The sequence below is a fragment of the Lactobacillus rizhaonensis genome (assembly GCF_036246345.1).
Taxonomy (GTDB): Bacteria; Bacillota; Bacilli; order Lactobacillales; family Lactobacillaceae; genus Lactobacillus; species Lactobacillus rizhaonensis.
Window position 1 is genome coordinate 161,576 of sequence record NZ_BTTV01000002.1, and the last position, 16,950, is coordinate 178,525.

General features: G+C 36.8%; 16 protein-coding genes. 9 read left to right on the forward strand and 7 right to left on the reverse strand.

Features of this window, described 5'->3' with window-relative positions:
* The first annotated feature begins 152 nt into the window (after positions 1-152).
* From AAA915_RS04035 to AAA915_RS04060, 6 genes are all read left to right on the forward strand, one after another.
* Complete coding sequence (locus tag AAA915_RS04035) at positions 153-1,358, forward strand: ABC transporter substrate-binding protein (protein WP_420915106.1); 1,206 nt, start codon at positions 153-155, stop codon at positions 1,356-1,358.
* 25 nt (positions 1,359-1,383) lie between these two features.
* Positions 1,384-2,262, forward strand: a complete 879-nt coding sequence (locus AAA915_RS04040; RefSeq protein WP_174794826.1) for a branched-chain amino acid ABC transporter permease — start codon at positions 1,384-1,386, stop codon at positions 2,260-2,262.
* An 8-nt stretch (positions 2,263-2,270) separates the two neighbouring features.
* Positions 2,271-3,227 (forward strand): branched-chain amino acid ABC transporter permease, encoded by a 957-nt coding sequence (locus AAA915_RS04045; RefSeq protein ID WP_338200066.1) that lies wholly within the window; start codon positions 2,271-2,273, stop codon positions 3,225-3,227.
* 2 nt (positions 3,228-3,229) lie between these two features.
* The gene (locus AAA915_RS04050) at positions 3,230-4,012 is read left to right on the forward strand and encodes an ABC transporter ATP-binding protein (protein WP_338200068.1); all 783 of its coding nucleotides are present in this window, start codon (positions 3,230-3,232) and stop codon (positions 4,010-4,012) included.
* Positions 4,013-4,723: an ABC transporter ATP-binding protein gene (locus tag AAA915_RS04055; protein ID WP_110445509.1), complete on the forward strand. Its 711-nt coding sequence runs from the start codon at positions 4,013-4,015 to the stop codon at positions 4,721-4,723. It abuts the gene before it with no gap.
* A gap of 351 nt (positions 4,724-5,074) precedes the next feature.
* The gene (locus AAA915_RS04060; RefSeq protein ID WP_420915107.1) at positions 5,075-6,280 is read left to right on the forward strand and encodes an ABC transporter substrate-binding protein; all 1,206 of its coding nucleotides are present in this window, start codon (positions 5,075-5,077) and stop codon (positions 6,278-6,280) included.
* 89 nt (positions 6,281-6,369) lie between these two features.
* Here AAA915_RS04060 and AAA915_RS04065 read toward each other — a convergent pair whose 3' ends face one another.
* From AAA915_RS04065 to AAA915_RS04090, 6 genes are all read right to left on the reverse strand, one after another.
* On the reverse strand, positions 6,370-7,092 hold the full coding sequence (locus AAA915_RS04065) for a GntR family transcriptional regulator (protein ID WP_338200071.1): 723 nt from the start codon (positions 7,090-7,092) through the stop codon (positions 6,370-6,372).
* Between the two features lie 93 nt (positions 7,093-7,185).
* Positions 7,186-8,613: a PTS sugar transporter subunit IIC gene (locus tag AAA915_RS04070; RefSeq protein ID WP_338200073.1), complete on the reverse strand. Its 1,428-nt coding sequence runs from the start codon at positions 8,611-8,613 to the stop codon at positions 7,186-7,188.
* Complete coding sequence (locus tag AAA915_RS04075) at positions 8,613-9,995, reverse strand: glycoside hydrolase family 1 protein (RefSeq protein ID WP_338200075.1); 1,383 nt, start codon at positions 9,993-9,995, stop codon at positions 8,613-8,615. Before AAA915_RS04075 ends, AAA915_RS04070 begins: the two co-directional genes overlap by 1 nt.
* A gap of 153 nt (positions 9,996-10,148) precedes the next feature.
* Entirely contained in the window at positions 10,149-11,003 is an 855-nt protein-coding gene (locus AAA915_RS04080) for a class I SAM-dependent methyltransferase (RefSeq protein ID WP_338200076.1), read from the reverse strand.
* A 27-nt stretch (positions 11,004-11,030) separates the two neighbouring features.
* Positions 11,031-11,675, reverse strand: a complete 645-nt coding sequence (locus AAA915_RS04085; protein ID WP_338200078.1) for a histidine phosphatase family protein — start codon at positions 11,673-11,675, stop codon at positions 11,031-11,033.
* A 24-nt stretch (positions 11,676-11,699) separates the two neighbouring features.
* Positions 11,700-12,344: a M57 family metalloprotease gene (locus AAA915_RS04090; RefSeq protein ID WP_338200080.1), complete on the reverse strand. Its 645-nt coding sequence runs from the start codon at positions 12,342-12,344 to the stop codon at positions 11,700-11,702.
* A gap of 210 nt (positions 12,345-12,554) precedes the next feature.
* Between AAA915_RS04090 and helD the strand changes: the two genes are divergently transcribed.
* Together helD and AAA915_RS04100 are read left to right on the forward strand one after the other, a co-directional pair.
* The gene (gene helD, locus AAA915_RS04095; RefSeq protein ID WP_338200082.1) at positions 12,555-14,849 is read left to right on the forward strand and encodes an RNA polymerase recycling motor HelD; all 2,295 of its coding nucleotides are present in this window, start codon (positions 12,555-12,557) and stop codon (positions 14,847-14,849) included.
* An 8-nt stretch (positions 14,850-14,857) separates the two neighbouring features.
* Positions 14,858-15,307, forward strand: coding sequence for a GNAT family N-acetyltransferase (locus AAA915_RS04100; RefSeq protein WP_338200084.1), 450 nt, complete (start codon positions 14,858-14,860; stop codon positions 15,305-15,307).
* A 14-nt stretch (positions 15,308-15,321) separates the two neighbouring features.
* On the opposite strand, the gene AAA915_RS04105 is transcribed toward AAA915_RS04100, so the two are convergent.
* Positions 15,322-15,894, reverse strand: coding sequence for an SGNH/GDSL hydrolase family protein (locus AAA915_RS04105; RefSeq protein ID WP_338200086.1), 573 nt, complete (start codon positions 15,892-15,894; stop codon positions 15,322-15,324).
* Positions 15,895-15,989: 95 nt separating this feature from the next.
* On the opposite strand from AAA915_RS04105, the gene coaA reads away from it, so the two are divergent.
* A complete protein-coding gene (coaA, locus tag AAA915_RS04110; RefSeq protein WP_338200088.1) occupies positions 15,990-16,904 on the forward strand; it encodes a type I pantothenate kinase in 915 nt (304 codons plus the stop codon).
* Positions 16,905-16,950: the final 46 nt, after the last annotated feature.

The window sequence follows — 16,950 nt, forward strand, 5'->3', positions numbered from 1 at the left end:
GCAGGACTTAGCTTGAATAGATTACTTCTAGTAATTTTACATGTTGAGCCCTTGTTTGCGTCTAATGAATGGGGCTTGACTAATAATTGACTTAAGACCTCATTCATTAAGTGAATGAGGTTTTTGGTTACCAAGCTATTTATAAGGAGAAAATGATGAGTAAATTTTCAAAAAGAATGTTGCGTGTCCTGACGTTGGGAATGGCTGGCTTAGCGTTAGCAGGCTGTTCAGTGGCGAAAAGCGGGGGAGGCAAAGGTACACACCAAGATAAAGATACGGTCAAAGTCGGTATTAATATAGAGTTGTCTGGTACTGCTGCTGGCTACGGCAGTGCTGAAAAACAAGGTATAGTTCTAGCTACCTCCGAAATTAATAAGGCTGGTGGAATTAACGTCAACGGGCATAAAAAGAAGCTTAAGTTGCTTATCCGTGACAACAAGTCCTCAATTGCTACTTCGGCTTCAGTCGCTGCACAATTGGCAACTAAGGATAAAGTGGCTGCAGTTGTAGGTCCAGCTACTACTAACTGCGGTACAGCAGAAATTCCTAATGTTACCAAGGCTTCTGTTCCCTGCGTTAGTCCATCCGCAACTGATCCAAATTACACCAGACAGAAGAACGGCAAAGTGCAGCCTTATGCCTTTAGAGCTTGCTTCCAAGATACATTCCAGGGAAAGAGCGCAGCTAAGTTCGTCGATAAAAAGCTGAAGGCCAAAAGGGTAGCTGTCTATGCTGATAACTCAAGTGATTATGGTACTGGTTTAGCTAAAGCCTTCAGGGAAACTTATAAAGGCAAGATTGTGGACAGTCAAACATATTCTGCCGGTGATAAAGACTTCAACGCTGTTTTAACTTCATTTAAATCTAAGAAAATCGATGCTATTTATGTACCTGGCTATTACACAGAGCTTGGTTTGATCATAAAGCAAGCACGTCAGATGGGTATTAAAGCTCCAATCGTTGGTGGTGACGGAATGTGTGATCCGAAACTAGTTCAAATAGCAGGTGCTAAAAATGCAACTAATATTTATTACACCACGCCATTTTCAACTAATGTAGCTGCTAAAAACCCAGATTCAAAAGCTGCTAAGTTTATTAAAGCATATAGAGCTCGTTATCATTCAGAAGCGCCAACATTTTCAGCTTTGGCTTATGATGCAGTTTATTTAGTAAAAGCGGCTATTGAGCAACAAAAATCTGATGATTCCGTTAAAGTTGCTGCAGGTCTGGCTAAGATAAAAGATTTTGATGGTGTTACCGGTAGAATTACCATGGATAAGTTCCATAATCCTGAAATGCCGATTGCTATTGAAAAATTGACTAATGGTAAAGTAAGCGACTCATTTCGTGTTGAGTAAATAAAAATAAAAGGAGTGCTTAAATTTGCAAACAGTTTTACAGCAAATCATTAATGCCTTGTCACTGGGATCAATTTATGCCTTGCTGGCATTAGGCTACAGCATGGTTTATGGCATTATTAACTTAATTAACTTTGCTCATGGCGATATTTATATGTTAGGTGCATTCTTTGCTTACTATGTGATTAATGCTTGGCATTTTAACTTTATTACAGCACTGCTTTCTGCAATGATTATTGGTGCAGTTTCTGGTGTAGTGATTGAATATTTTGCTTATCGACCACTACGTAAATCACCTCGAATAGCTGTATTGATTACGGCTATTGGTGTTTCGTTCTTACTAGAAAATGGTATGTCATATTTTGTTGGTTCAAATGCTCGTAGTTTTCCGCAAGTAATTGAACAAGTAAATTACAATATTGGTGGGGTGCAAATTTCAAACGTTCAAATTTTGATTTTAGTTACCGCCTTGATTTTAATGGTTTCATTACAGCTGATTATTCAAAAAACTAAGATGGGTCGGGCGATGCGTGCAGTTTCTGTCGATCCTGCTGCAGCTGAATTAGTTGGAGTTAATGTTAATCATACAATATCATTTACCTTCGCTTTAGGTTCTGCCTTAGCTGGTGCTGCAGGTATTTTAATTGGAATGTATTATAACCAAATTGATCCTTTAATGGGAATGACACCTGGTATTAAGGCATTTGTGGCTGCCGTTTTAGGTGGAATTGGTTCAGTACCTGGAGCATCTCTTGGTGGCTTCTTAATCGGAATTTTAGAGACATTTTTCCAGTCAATTGGTTTGTCGGCATATAAAGATGCAGTCGTTTATCTGGTATTAATTGTTATTTTGCTTTTCTTACCTGCTGGCATTTTTGGCAAAAATACTAAAGAGAAGGTGTAGGTGGCAAAATGAAATCGAATTGGAAATACATTTTGTCGTGGCTGTTGCTGATGGTAGGCGGATTTTACCTAATCAATGCGCTGATAATGGTTGGCGTCATAGATGATTTTATTGAAAACATGCTGGTCACGATTGGAATAAATATTATCTTAGCAACTGGCTTGAACCTGATTATTGGCTTCAGTGGTCAATTTTCTCTTGGCCATGCAGGCTTTATGGCAATAGGAGCATACGCTACTGCAATTATTACTCAACGTATGAGTAGTGAAGCTGGCTTCTTAGTTTCAATGCTCGTAGGTGTACTTTTGGCTATTATCATTGCAGCAATTATTGGGACAGCTACCTTCATTCGCCTAAAGGGTGATTATTTAGCAATTGCTACTTTAGGAGCAGCTGAGATTATTCGGAATGTCATTAATAATTTGAAAATTACTGGTGGAGCAGCCGGATTGTACAATATTCCGCAATTATGTTCATGGCCTACTGTTTATATTTTGGTTTGTGTAACTACAATTATCTTGACCAATTTTATTCGTTCGAAAAATGGTCGAGCAATTAAGGCTGTGCGGGAAGATGAAATAGCTGCTGAAGCAATGGGTATTAATACTACCAAATGGAAATTAGCTGCTTTTGTCTTAGGAGGAGCAACAGCTGCAATTGCCGGCAGTCTTCATGCTTCATTCTTACAAACAATCTCACCTTCAAACTTTGGCATTATGGAATCAATCTCTATATTAGTTATTGTTGTTTTGGGTGGTGTTGGCAGTATGACTGGCACATTTGTAGCAGCAATCGTTTTAGGCGTTTTAGACACCGTTTTACAAAGCTTTGGTGCATTAAGAATGGTGATCTATGCTATAGTTTTAATATTAATCATGATTTTCAAGCCATCGGGACTTTTAGGTAACTGGGAATTCTCCCTTAAAAATTTAACCCGCCACTTCGGTAAAAAGGAAAGGAGCTAGATATGCCACACTTATTAGATGTTGACCACGTAGTGCGAAAATTTGGTGGGTTGACTGCCGTTAATGATGTTTCACTTCATCTGGACAAGCACGAACTAGTTGCCTTGATTGGCCCTAATGGTGCTGGTAAAACCACCTTGTTCAACTTGCTAACCGGCATGGTGCAAGTTACTAGCGGAAAGATTAATTTACAAGTTGATGATAAAAATTATGATTTAACCCATAAAAGCGCAGTTCAAATTGCAGATTTAGGCTTGTCCCGGACATTTCAAAATATTCGCTTATTTAAAGACTTAACAGTAATGGATAATGTTTTAACTGCAATGACAAATGAATATAAGGAAAATTTTTTAACAACTGTTTTTCGCTTACCGAGTTTCTATAAAACCGAAAAAGAAATGAGGGCAGCCGCACAAAAATTACTGGCAATTTTTGATTTGACAGAAAATGAACAAACTCTAGCTAAGAACTTGCCCTACGGGACGCAAAGACGTCTAGAGATAGTTCGGGCATTAGCAACACACCCGCAGATTCTTTTCTTGGATGAACCGGCGGCGGGGATGAACCCTGAAGAAACGGCAGATTTAACTAACCTTATTAAGTATATTCAAAAAGAATTTCAAATCACGGTTTTGCTAATTGAACACGATATGTCTTTGGTCATGAACCTGGCGGAAAGGATCTACGTACTTGATCAAGGTGAAATACTGGCTACCGGATCACCTGCAGAAATCAAAGCAAATCCTAAAGTTATAGAAGCATATCTAGGAGAGGGTGATGACTAGATGGCAATGTTAGAAGTTCGTGACCTGTCTGTAAATTATGGTGTTATTCAGGCTGTCAAGAATGTCAGCTTTGAAATTAACCAAGGTGAAATTGTAACCCTGATTGGTGCAAATGGTGCCGGTAAATCAACTATTGTTAAAACCATTTCTGGTTTACTTAAACCTAAAAGCGGTCAAATTTTTTACCTTGGAAAAGAAATAGATCATAAAAGTGCACCACAAATTGTGAGTGCAGGCATTTCACAAGTAGCTGAGGGTCGTCATATCTTTGCTGGCATGACTGTAATGGAAAACCTGCAAATGGGTGCATTCTTACAAAAAAATCATGACGAAGTTTCTAAAACGTATAAAGAGATTTTTGAGCGTTTCCCGATTTTGCAAAAAAGACGAAGTCAGGATGCTGCCACTTTATCCGGTGGTGAACAGCAAATGTTGGCAATGGGGCGTGCCTTAATGGCTAAGCCGAAATTGTTACTACTTGATGAGCCTTCAATGGGTTTATCACCCTTATATATTCAAGAAATTTTTAAAATTATTAAAGAACTAAACGAAAAAGGTACGACTATTTTGTTAATTGAACAAAATGCTAAACAAGCATTGTCAATTGCAGATCGGGGCTATGTGTTGGCTACCGGTGTAGTGCAATTAAGTGGTACCGGTCAAGAACTATTAGCTAACCCAGAGGTGCAGAAAGTATACTTTGGTGGCTAGTACATAATAAAACTGTTGTAATGACTGTGGGAGTAATTCATTATTAAGTCACATGTTCAAGCACTTAAAGTTTACATAGAATTCTGAGGAGGTAATTTTGATGACAATGAAATCTTTAAACAAACAAAATAATATTAGTATCTTTCAAACTCAGAATTTAGTTGCCTTGTTGTTGGAGTGCAGGACTTAACGTGTATGAATTACATTATGTAATTTAAAAGCAGTTAAGCCCTAGTTTGCGTGTCAATGATTGGGGTTTAACTAATTAATAATTTGAGCCTCATTCATTGAATTGAATGAGGCTTTTTTGTTGGCATTTTAATTAATTTTAGAGAGTAAAGGAACTAAAAGATGGATAATATTAGTGGCATTAAAAAAGTAATGAGTGTTGTTGTTACTGGTGTTGCAGCTTTCATGCTGGCAGGCTGTACTGTAGCAAAAAGTAGTAGTAGTAGTACTGGTACTAAACAAGATAATAAAACTGTCAAGATTGGCGTTAACATGGAATTATCTGGAGCTGCTGCTGGCTATGGCAATGCTCAAAAACAGGGAATTGAACTAGCCGTTAGTGAAATTAACAAAAAGGGCGGCATTGACGTTAACGGACAGAAGAAAAAAATCAAGCTCATTGTGCGTGATAATAAAACAGCTATTGCCACGTCTGCTTCAGTTGCGGCCCAATTAACTAATAAAGATAAAGTTGCGGCAATAGTGGGACCCGCCACTACTAATGCGGGTACAGCCGAAATACCTAATATTACTAAGGCAAAAGTGCCAAGTGTCAGTCCTTCAGCGACTGATCCGAATTACACTTTACAAAAGAATGGCAAAGTACAGCCATTTGTTTTTAGAGCATGTTACCAAAATAACTTTCAAGGTAGCAGTGCTGCCAAGTTTGTAATGAGAAACATTAAGGCCAAAAGAGTAGCAGTTTACACTGATAACTCAAGTGATTACGGCAATGGTCTGGCTAAAGCATTTAAGAAAGCATATAAAGGTAAAATTGTTGATAGTCAAACTTTTTCAGAAGGTGACAAGGACTTTAACGCAGTTTTAACTTCGTTTAAAGCAAAGAAGGTTGATGCCATTTATGTTCCTGGTTATTACACTGAAGTTGGTTTAATAATTAAGCAAGCACGTCAAATCGGAATTAAAGTGCCAATTATTGGCAGTGATGGCATGGCTGATCCGAAACTGGCACAGATAGCTGGAGCTAAAAATGCAAGCAGAATCTACTACACAACACCATTTTCAACTCAAGTAGCTGCTAAAGATCCCACAGCTTCTAAATTTATGCAGAATTTTAAGAAGCGTTACCATGAAGAAGCACCAACTTTTTCTGCTTTAGCTTATGATGCTGTATATATGATTAAGGAAGCAATTGAAAATGAAAAATCTGATGATTCAGCAAAAATTGCTAAAGGACTAAGCAATATCCAAAACTTCACTGGTGTAACTGGCAAAATTAATGTTGATAAAAATCATAATCCTGAAAAGCCACTGGCAGTAGAGGAATTAATCAATGGTAAAGTAGGGAAAACTTTTAAAACTGAATAATTTTGTTAGAAATAATAAAAGGCTCACATTTTTGATGTGAACCTTTTTATTTTTTAAATATAAACCTTATGAATCTGAGTAATTCAGTCTTAAAATCTGGTATTTTCTATAATCGTATAATCTCGTTGATCGTATCGGTTGCGACTAATCGAATATTCAATAGGTTTGCCATTAGTTAACCAGACAATTTGTTCCAGTTCAAGCATAGGGTCATCTTTTTTAGCTGCCAGATATTTCTGATCATATTCATCAGACTTGGTAGCTTTGATTTTGCGATACGCATGACCAAATTTTAGCTTCAAGTTTTGATGGATATAATTATATATGGATGAATGCAAAATATCAGTATTTAAGTTTGGAACTAAATTGACTGGCATATAAGTATGCTCAATGACAAGGGGATTATCATCTACAAGTCTTAGTCGAATGATATTATAAACCGGTTCAGAGCTGGTCAAATTAAGGTTTTTTTGAATTTGCTTATTAGGAAAACCAACAGAAAACTTAATAATTTTACTTTTAATATTATCTGTTTTCATCAATTCCATTAAGCCGGTAAACACGTTGGCCGGAGAATCAATTTTGCTACGAATAGGGATATCACTCGATACAAAAGTGCCTAAACCAGACTGCTTATAAATTATCCCTTTTCTCTCCAAGCCGTCTAAAGCTTTTTTGACGGTTAATCGACTAACTCCTAATTCATTAGCTAAAGTTTGTTGATTAGGTAATAAATCCCCAGCTTGATAGGTGCCAGCTTTAATTCTACTAACAATGGTTTGAACAACTGTTAAATATTTTGCCCTTGCCATCCTTTAATCACCACTATTCTGCTAAAATTTTTTGATTTTTGTTAAAAAAAGATGTCACATTTAAGTTTAGCATTATTTGTGACATCTTTTTACTTATTTATTTGTTACTTGTTCTTGTTCTTGCATTAATAACATTTTATCGTACTTCTTAGCAAACGGCCAATAGACGGCTGTCGAAATTAATAATGTGCAGGCCTGCCAAATAGCCATCTTCCAACCGCCTATTAAAAATCCGGATATAACTGCCGGCGTGGTCCACGGTGCCGCTACTCCGTTAAGAGGAGGTACAATTCCCAGTTTGATTACGAAATATGTTGAAGCTGCCACTATTACTGGCGTTAAGAAAAATGGCACTGCCAGCATAGGATTCATAACAATAGGTATACCAAACAAAAATGGTTCATTAATGTTAAAAATACCAGGAACTAGTTCCAGTTTACCAATTGATTTTAGTTGTTCTGATCGTGCTGCTACTAAACAGAATACGATCAAGCCAATTGTTATTCCTGAACCAGTTAGATTAATGAAGTTGTTATAAAACTCATTAGTAACAATATGAGCACCATTAGCAAATGTTAATTTTCCTGCTGCAAATAGTCGAGCATTGTCAGCAGTATTAGCTTGTAGCATTGGTGCAACTAAAGAACCCATGATCAAGCCACCATGAACTCCAAAGAACCAGAAGAAAGGAACTAAAAATCCGATTGCTAGTGCTCCACCGAATGAATCTGATATTCCTTGTAGTGGAATTTGTAATGTATTGTAAATCCAGTTTAAAAAGTCAGTATGTGCAAATGAACTGAAGCCAGCGAAAATTAACATTGCTCCAATGAGAATAATTCCTGCTGGAATCATTGCAGTAAACTGATTGGATACTGCGGGTGGAACAGATTCAGGCATCTTGATAGTCCAGCCGGCTTTCATAATTTTGCTGTAAATCCAGCCAACAAGTAATCCGATAATGATAGCGGCAATCATGCCGTCACCACCGAGCCATTTGGTATTAATAACGCCAGTAACCGGTGACTGCAAAAATGCTTGTAAAGCATGTGGTAATTTATCAATATTTTCAGTCACAGCTTTGCCAGTCATGACTGTGGCATTGCCGTTAGTAATTCCGCCAGCCAAAGCAGCTTTGAGGGGATTATCTATACTTAAATTCTGTAACATGATAAATACAGCTGCAGAAGTTAAGGCCGGTGCTAAAGGTTCAAACTTTTCGTTTTTAACGTAGACATAAGCTATACCAATAGCTGCCCATAAACCCATCAATTGAAAAGTGGTGTTATTTGCCTGGGCAAAGAAAGCGCCCCAGCCCGATGCATTAATTGCATTGGCAACTGCAGGGATTGGAATATTGCCGAGAATTAAAAATATCGACCCAATAATGATAAACGGTAGTGAATAGACCATACCATTTTGTAAGGCAACAATTGCTTTAGTGTTAACGAATTTCATTATTGGAGGCAATATTTTTTTGTTAATAAAGGCACTGAAGCCTGATTTTTCTTGCTTAGCCATTATAATTCATCTCCATTATTTTTAAATGTTTTTTGGAACCAATAAAACGATTTTTTTGGTACTCTTTTTAAATCTTTTAAATCATGATTTGATCTATTGACGTAAACTGCTCCATAGCGCTTTTCTATATCACCCCGAGAACTGGGAATATCTATTAAGCCCCAGCCTAAATATCCTAAAACTTGAGCGCCATCTATAAAAATTGCATCTTTCATAGCCTTGATGTGCTCTTGGTGATAGTTGATTCTTTGGTCATCCTGAATCATGTGTTGCCCGTCCCACTTTTCTCTGAGGCCAATGCCATTTTCTATAGGAAAAATCGGAATATGGTAGTGATTATACATAGTAGTAATTGCATTTCTAAAACCAAGTGGGTCGATTGCCCAGCCCCATTCATTTGTCTTAACGTATTTTGCCGGTACACCACCTTGTAATAAGTAGCGGTTAGGTGCTTCGCCTTTTTGAATATGATCACTTGATAATACCCAAGAAGAATAATAAGAAAAAGCCAGAAAATCAGCTTTTGCCTTTTTCATATCTGCTATGTCTTCTTCAGTTATGTCCATATTAATGTCATTGTTTTTAGCATATTGTAGGACTTCTGGAGAATACCCACGACCTGTATCAGCATCATAAATATTAAAATTCAAAAATTCTTGCACTTGTTTGGCTGCCCAAACATCTTCGGGTTTGCTGGTTTGTGGATAAATTTGTTGGTAGGCTAACATTCCGCCAATCTTGACATCAGTATAGTTTTCATGAATGTAGTTGGCTAACTTTATATGACACATCATTGTATGATGAAAAATGGTATACATGTCAGTTAAACTTTTATTGCCACTTTGGTATCCAGAAATATTGAAAGCTTCATCTTGAAAATATAAGTTATGTTCATTGAATACAATCCAGTATTTAACGCGATCAGAAAAATGATCAATCATTTTTTTGCCAAATCTGATAAAAGCATTAACAACGTGTTTTGAAATAAAACCATTGTATTGCTGAGCTAATTTAAGCGGCATATCAAAATGATAGAGACAGACCATTGGCTCAATTCCGCGCTCAAGCATAGCGTCAATTAAATGATCATAAAATTCTATGCCTTTCTCATTAAATGGACCATCTCCGTTTGGACAAACTCGTGACCATGAAATTTGAATACGATACATATTCATATTCATTTCTTTCATGATGTCGAGGTCTTCTTTGTATCTATGGTATTCATCGATTGCTACATGCCAATCTGACGTGTTGGCAGAAGGCTGGCGAATATCATAGACTGATAAACCTTTTCCATCTTCGTTCCAAGCACCTTCAGTTTGCATACTTGAAACAGAATTCCCCCAAAAAAAGCTTTTTGGCAACTTTCTTTGTTCTTTCATTCAATCGCACTCCTTTTATGTAAGTGGTTACAAATTACGAATAAAGTATATATCTTTAAAATCTAAAAATCAATGCTTTTATATCAAAAATATATACTTAAAAGCAAAATAAAAAATACTTCGAAAAAATTTCGAAGTATTGAATAGAAGTTATTAAGGCTTTTGTGCTACTACTGAAAAGGTCAATGGCACTTGCGGTAAATTTGTCGGTTGTATCCAGCCTTCTTGGTCTTTATCATAGATTAACGAAGGTAAAGACTTCCAATCACTAACCTGGTATTCTCCAACATTTTTAATAGTCAAACCGGCATTAATTAATGTATTAATAATTTCTGCAAAATCATGCGCCCAATTATGATTAGTTTGATGTTTAATTTTTCCAGTAGAATTTGGGGTATATGAAGCATCTGATTCGTAGGTATTTTCAGTGCCACTAAAGTAATTTAACTTAATTTCTAGTCCAGCATTATCTAATGCAAACAGTAGCGGATGATTATCACGAATCATAAAAATACCACCGGGCGCTAACAATTGTGCAATTGATTGTGCCCAAGACTTTAGTTCAGGCAGCCAGGTGATTGTACCGGCACTGGTTACGATTATATCAAATTTGCCCGTTTTTTCTGGTAAGGCTTTTGCAGCATAACGCGCGTCACCTTCTACATAGGTGATTGGGGTATTAGCCTGGTTAGCTAACTTACGTGCATATTTTAAAGCTGCAGGTGAAAAGTCAAGTCCATAAACATCTTTAGCACCTAGACGTGCCCAGCTAAGAGTATCATCGCCAATGTGGCATTGTAGATGAAGTAGTCGTTTATTTTTAACCGTGTTATGAGACAAATATGGCTTGAGTACGGCGAGGTCGCGCTTAACAGTTGTAGTAACAGCACTTTTATCTTTAGCAAACTGAGTGAGATCGCCATACCCACCATTTGCATGTACAACAGCACGATCATTCCAGTTGTTTAAATTGTCAGTGATTTCCGACTGCTCATTTTTTAACTGCATAAAAATCTCCTATAATTAAAGAAAATACTACAGTTTCAGTTTGTCATATGAAACGATTTTCATTTCTTTATCCGTCATATTCATTATGGTAATTGAAGCATTACGAGGCCGCTTTTTAATTTCAAAATCTCCGTAGCGGTCAGCAATGCTGTGAATGGTAAAGCCATGAGTAACGAGCAAGATATTTTCTGCGCCATCTAACTGGCTGATTAATTTAAAACCCTTATCTAGTCTTTGCCAATACTCTTGGGCATTCTCTGCATCATGAAATGGATCGGCTTCTTTAATCCAATCTTTAACAGTGTCTAGTGATTCATTTTTAAGCATTTCTGTGTGGCTTGTGTAGCCATGAGGGCCACTAATCATTTGCCAGGCAGCATCCGAATCCATACCTTCAAAATAGCCGTAAAAATGCTCACGGAAAAATGGAGTGGCAATGTGCTGAATTTCATCATGATTAGTGTTGTGCTTAATAATAATATCGCAAGTATCACTTGCTCTCTTAAGATCACTTGATAAGGCAATATCAAAAGGAATGTCTTTCAAGACTTTTCCCACTTGTTCGGCTCCCGCAATTCCTTTTTCTGTGAGTGGTGTGTCACACCAGCCCTGCATTTTGTTATAGCGATTAATATAGGTTTCTCCGTGACGCACAATATATATTCTTTTCATTTTACTCCTCGCAAATTTTTCAGCTTATTCCCCGTATAATTTTTCAACCTTTGCAACATCATCTGGCTCAATTGGATAGAGTGAACCGGTTGGATACATTACAGAAACCCCATTATTATGTTTAAGACCTATTGCATGTCCCAATTCATGTTCAACGGTATTAAGAATGCGCTGGTACGTATAATTATATGGTGAAAAATTTTGTAAATAATAAATGTTCAGCCTGGTTAAAGCAGAGTACATAATTCCGGTTTTAACATAATAATGAAAAGTAGTATACCCAGCATAGTTTGTGTTGGGACTATAAATCTGTTCTATTACAATCTTAGCATTTTTCTTGCTTTTGGCTTTGGTAAAAGTAAAAGCTTTAGTATCATTCCACTCTTTAATCGCGTCATTGGTAGCAGAAATCAGTTCTTGATTATCATTAAGATCAATGTAGACCGATGCCGTAGGCTTTTTCCACCGCCAAGAAGTTGTAACAGCGGCATGCTTCTTTTTAGCTCTTTTGTGTTTTTTAGTTTTCTTTTTAGCCTTTTTAGCGTAAACAGTCTGCGAAGACCAGTTAGTTAAAGGGTTATCAGCAACGGGAGTTATTGTACTTCCAATTGTCAGAATTGTAACTAGTGCACACGCTAATTTAGAGAAAAAATGACGAAAATTTTTCATACTTTAATCACTCCATTATCTTACATTATATAAGAAAAATGGTGAAAGTATCATATTTTACTAACTTTAGCATATTAAATTATAGTCATAAACTGCCTAAATTATCTTAATTGCCCCTATTTTACTGGTTAAAAAAATAAGTGCAGGATTTTAATATAAACCGATTTCATGGTAAAATAGAATGCAAGTTTTGAAAAAATAGGTGAGTTTATGACAAAAGCGATGGATGATAAAGAATTTGAGCAAAAACATCTCGACCGGATTTTGAAAATGATTAGAGCTAAAAAGTCCGAGTTGTCTTCGTCAATTAAGTCCGCTGAAGGTGAGGCCCAAGATCTTAATTCACACTTTTTTGATGATGTAAAACTAGATTATGACGGTTATTCAACGTCAATGGAAACTGCATTGTCTATTCACCAACAGCAGCAACTGCTTGATGAACGTCAAAATGCCTGGCAACATGCCGCAAAGCAGCTGAGTACAGTGCAAAAGTTAGAACAAAGGCCATATTTTGCCAGAGTAGATTTTAAAGAGAACAAGGAGAAGCCAGAGACTATTTATATTGGTTTGGGCTCCTTTGCTGATAAAAATAACCATTTTCTGATTTATGATTGGCGGGCACCAATTTCTTCAATTTATTATGATGGGAAAATTGGGAAAGTTTCTTATATGTCACCTGAAGGTGAAATTACCGTTGATATGACTAAAAAGCGGCAGTTCATGATTAAGGATGGCAAGATCGTTAATATGTTTGATACCAATGAATCCATTGGCGATCAGATGTTGCTGGAAGTTTTGGGTGAAAAATCCGGCACCCAGATGAAATCAATTGTCACGACTATTCAGCGGGAGCAGAATAAGATCATTAGAAATACCAGTGCCGACTTGCTTTTTGTTCAAGGTGCAGCTGGTTCTGGTAAAACTTCTGCCATCTTGCAAAGAATAGCTTACCTGCTTTATCGCTATCGGGGCAACCTCACTAGTAGTGATGTCATTATGTTCAGTCCAAACCAATTGTTTAATGATTACATCAAGAATGTTTTACCTGAAATGGGTGAACAAAACATGGTGCAAATGACCTATTGGCAGTTTGTGGCGAGGAGACTGCCGGGAATGACAGTCGAAAACTTGTTTGACCAATTTGAAGATAGCGCAGCTGATTCTGCTATCAGCCAGTTTAAGGACTCTACCAACTTCTTTAATTTATTACATCATTATGCTAAACACCTTAATAATCGGGGGGTAATTTTTAAAAATATTTACTTCCGCAATAAAAAGAAACCATTTTTTACGAAAGAAAAAATCAGTGAGCTCTACTATTCATTTAATTCCAATTATAATTTAAGTAACAGAATTGATGCTACACGTGAAGAATTAATTAAGTCACTTAATCGTAAAATTAATGGTGAAACTAAAAAAGCATGGGTATCTGACGCTATCCAAAACTTGAGCCAAGAGCAATTGAATGCTTTGTATGATCGACCGGACCAAGAATTTGAATCTGAAGAAAAAGAGGAAAAATTCCTCAGCCGTAAAATCGTGGTCAAAGCACTGGAAAAAGTTTTCCAGCAAATAAGACGCAATAATTTTATTAACATGCGTGCCCAATATCTGAGCTTTTTACGTGCAGTTCCTAAAATGACTGATTTAGCTAAATGGCAAATTAGCGAAAAAGACTGGGAAAAACATGTTGAAGATGTTAAGCAAAGCTTTATGAAACATTATATTCATATGAATGATGTTTCAGCGTATTTGTATCTTTATGATCTAATTACGGGTCGTCACGTGGATTATGAAATGCGCTATGCTTTTATTGATGAAATTCAAGATTATACCCCGTTTCAACTTTGTTATCTCAAGTATAATTTTCCCCGCGCCAAATTTACGATGCTGGGTGACTTAAATCAGGCTATTTTTACTAAAGACGAAAGCAGGAGCCTGCTTAAGCAGATTAGTGGTCTGTTTGATCCTGAAAAAACGGATGTGGTGCAATTAACCAAATCATATCGCTCAACCAAGCAACTAACAGAATTTACCAAGCAAATTTTGCGGCAAGGCGAAAAAATTGAAGCATTTAACCGTCAAGGACCTAAACCAGTTCTGTGGGGGCGGTCTAATAATACTGCTGCTATGCAGGTACTAGAACAAATTTTAAGTGAAAATGATCAAGCCAAATTAACAACGGCAATCATCACCAAAGATTTAGCCAGCGCGAAAATTGTAGCGCAGCAACTAAAAGAGGATAGGGTGAAGGCGACGTTGATTGCTACTGCCAATCAACGTTTGGTAGATGGTACTCTTGTCATCCCGTCATATTTAGCTAAGGGTCTGGAATTTGACGCAGTCATTATGTGGGCTGCTTCAAAAGAAAATTATCATCGCATTGATGAAACACAACTTGTCTACACAATTACTTCTCGTGCAATGTACAAGCTTGATATTATTTATGCAAATGAAAAGAGCCCACTTCTTGAAGTAGACCCAGAAACATATATAGAAAAATAGGTGATTCTATGACTGAAAGTGAAAAATTTACGTTTAAAACAGTTGCGCAAATGACTGGGCGGGAAATGTTTTGCGTTGCTCGTTTGCGGATAGATACATTTGTAACGGAACAGGAAATTACGGTACCCGAGCTGGATGACGAAGATTTGGATGCCATTCAAGTCTATTTACTGAATGATCAAAAAACAAACGCTCTGGCTGTTTGCCGCATTTTTCAAGAAAAAGGCAAGTGGTTGTTAGGCAGAGTAGCAGTTGCTAAAACGGCCCGCGGGCAAAAACTGGGTACCAAAATGATGACTCAGGTTCATGAATACTTGCGTAATCAGGGAGTTGACCGCCTTTATTGTCATGCACAATGGCAGGCTAAACCCTTCTACGACTTTTTAGGCTACCATACTAAAGGTGAGCCTTTTACAGAAGCTGACATTAAGCATGTAATGATGTATAAGGATTTATAAGATGAAAACTTGCACTATAATTGTGCAAGTTTTTGTTTAATTGCCGCTACTACCAGGTTAATTAAGATTTGATTTCCTGCAGCTGTAAGATGCTGTCCATCTTCTTGGTAATATGAAGATAAATTTTTTAACTGACAAAAATTAGCGATCAAGTTAATGAAAGGAATGTTATATTTGCGGGCACAATCTATAGCGATTTGATTATAAATTGTCATATTTTGGTGATTGTAGTATTGCATAATATACTTATTATTAGGATCCTCATAAGCGGGACCTACAATAATCATTTTTGAAGCACCAATACTTTTAACCATGTCGTTAAGATTGGCGGCATACTCAGCACTACTGATTCCCCAACCAGTAGACATGTCGTTTGTACCATATTCAAGGACCACTATGTCAGAATCTGTTGGAATTAAGTTTAAACGCTGCTTGCCTTGAGTTGTTGTGGCACCACTTAAAGATAAGTTGCTAATTTGAGCTTGACCAGCAAACTCTTTTTGCACTCCAGTAGTTACTATTTTAGTATCATGACCAGCACGATAACCATTAAACAGGGAGTCACCAAATAAGATTATTTTTTTCATAGTTTTGCCTTTCTGTATGATTAAGGAAATTAATTAAAGAACTTTATGTTTTTATTTTACTATATTATAAGAATTAAAATTCAGGGATATCTAGGATGAAAAATTATTTACAGTATAATAGAGAAGAATGGCAGTCACTGTCTGCCACTGAACCGGTTAAAATAACTCAAGATGAATTGGCTAAGATTAAATCTTTAGGAGATATTATCAATTTAACTGATGTGCAAGAGGTATACGGCAGTTTAATCAAATATCTTTATTTAGTCTATCAAGAAAAGCGGACTTTGCAGCAAAAGCAAGGGCGTTTTTTACACCAAAAAGTTGCAAGCGCCCCCTTTATTATTGGCATTTCAGGTTCCGTAGCAGTGGGGAAGTCAACTACTGCACGGCTTTTGCAAATATTACTTAGTCGTTCATATCCAGGTTTAAAAGTGCACTTAATGACTACAGATGGTTTTATTTATTCCAATCAAGAATTAACCAGGCGCAATTTAACCGACCGCAAAGGTTTTCCCGAAAGTTATAATATGAACTTGCTTATTAATTTTTTACAAGATGTCTTAAGTGGCAAGAAAGACATTGTTTACCCACTATATTCTCAGGAGTTAAGTGATATTGTTCCCGGAAAATATGGACACGTATGTGAGCCTGATATTTTAATTATTGAGGGAATTAACACGTTGCAACTGCCTACCAATGGTCAAATTGTAACCAGCGACTTTTTCGATTTTTCGATTTATATTGATGCACCAGAAGACCTGATTGAAAAATGGTTCATGCAGCGTTTTGTCAGACTGATGGAGCTCAATAAAAATAATCCACATAACTTTTATTATGAAATGGCTAATGGGCCACGGGATGAAGCTCTTAGGTTTGCACAAGAAACTTGGCAAATGGTAAATTTGGTTAATTTGCGGGAATATATTGCCCCTACCAAGCCGCGTGCCAGTTTGATTTTGCATAAAACTGCTGGCCATGTTATTGACAAAATTTATCTCAAACAAATCTAACATGTAGCGGGGATAACTTTAACTTATAGTAGGCTTTAGAATTATG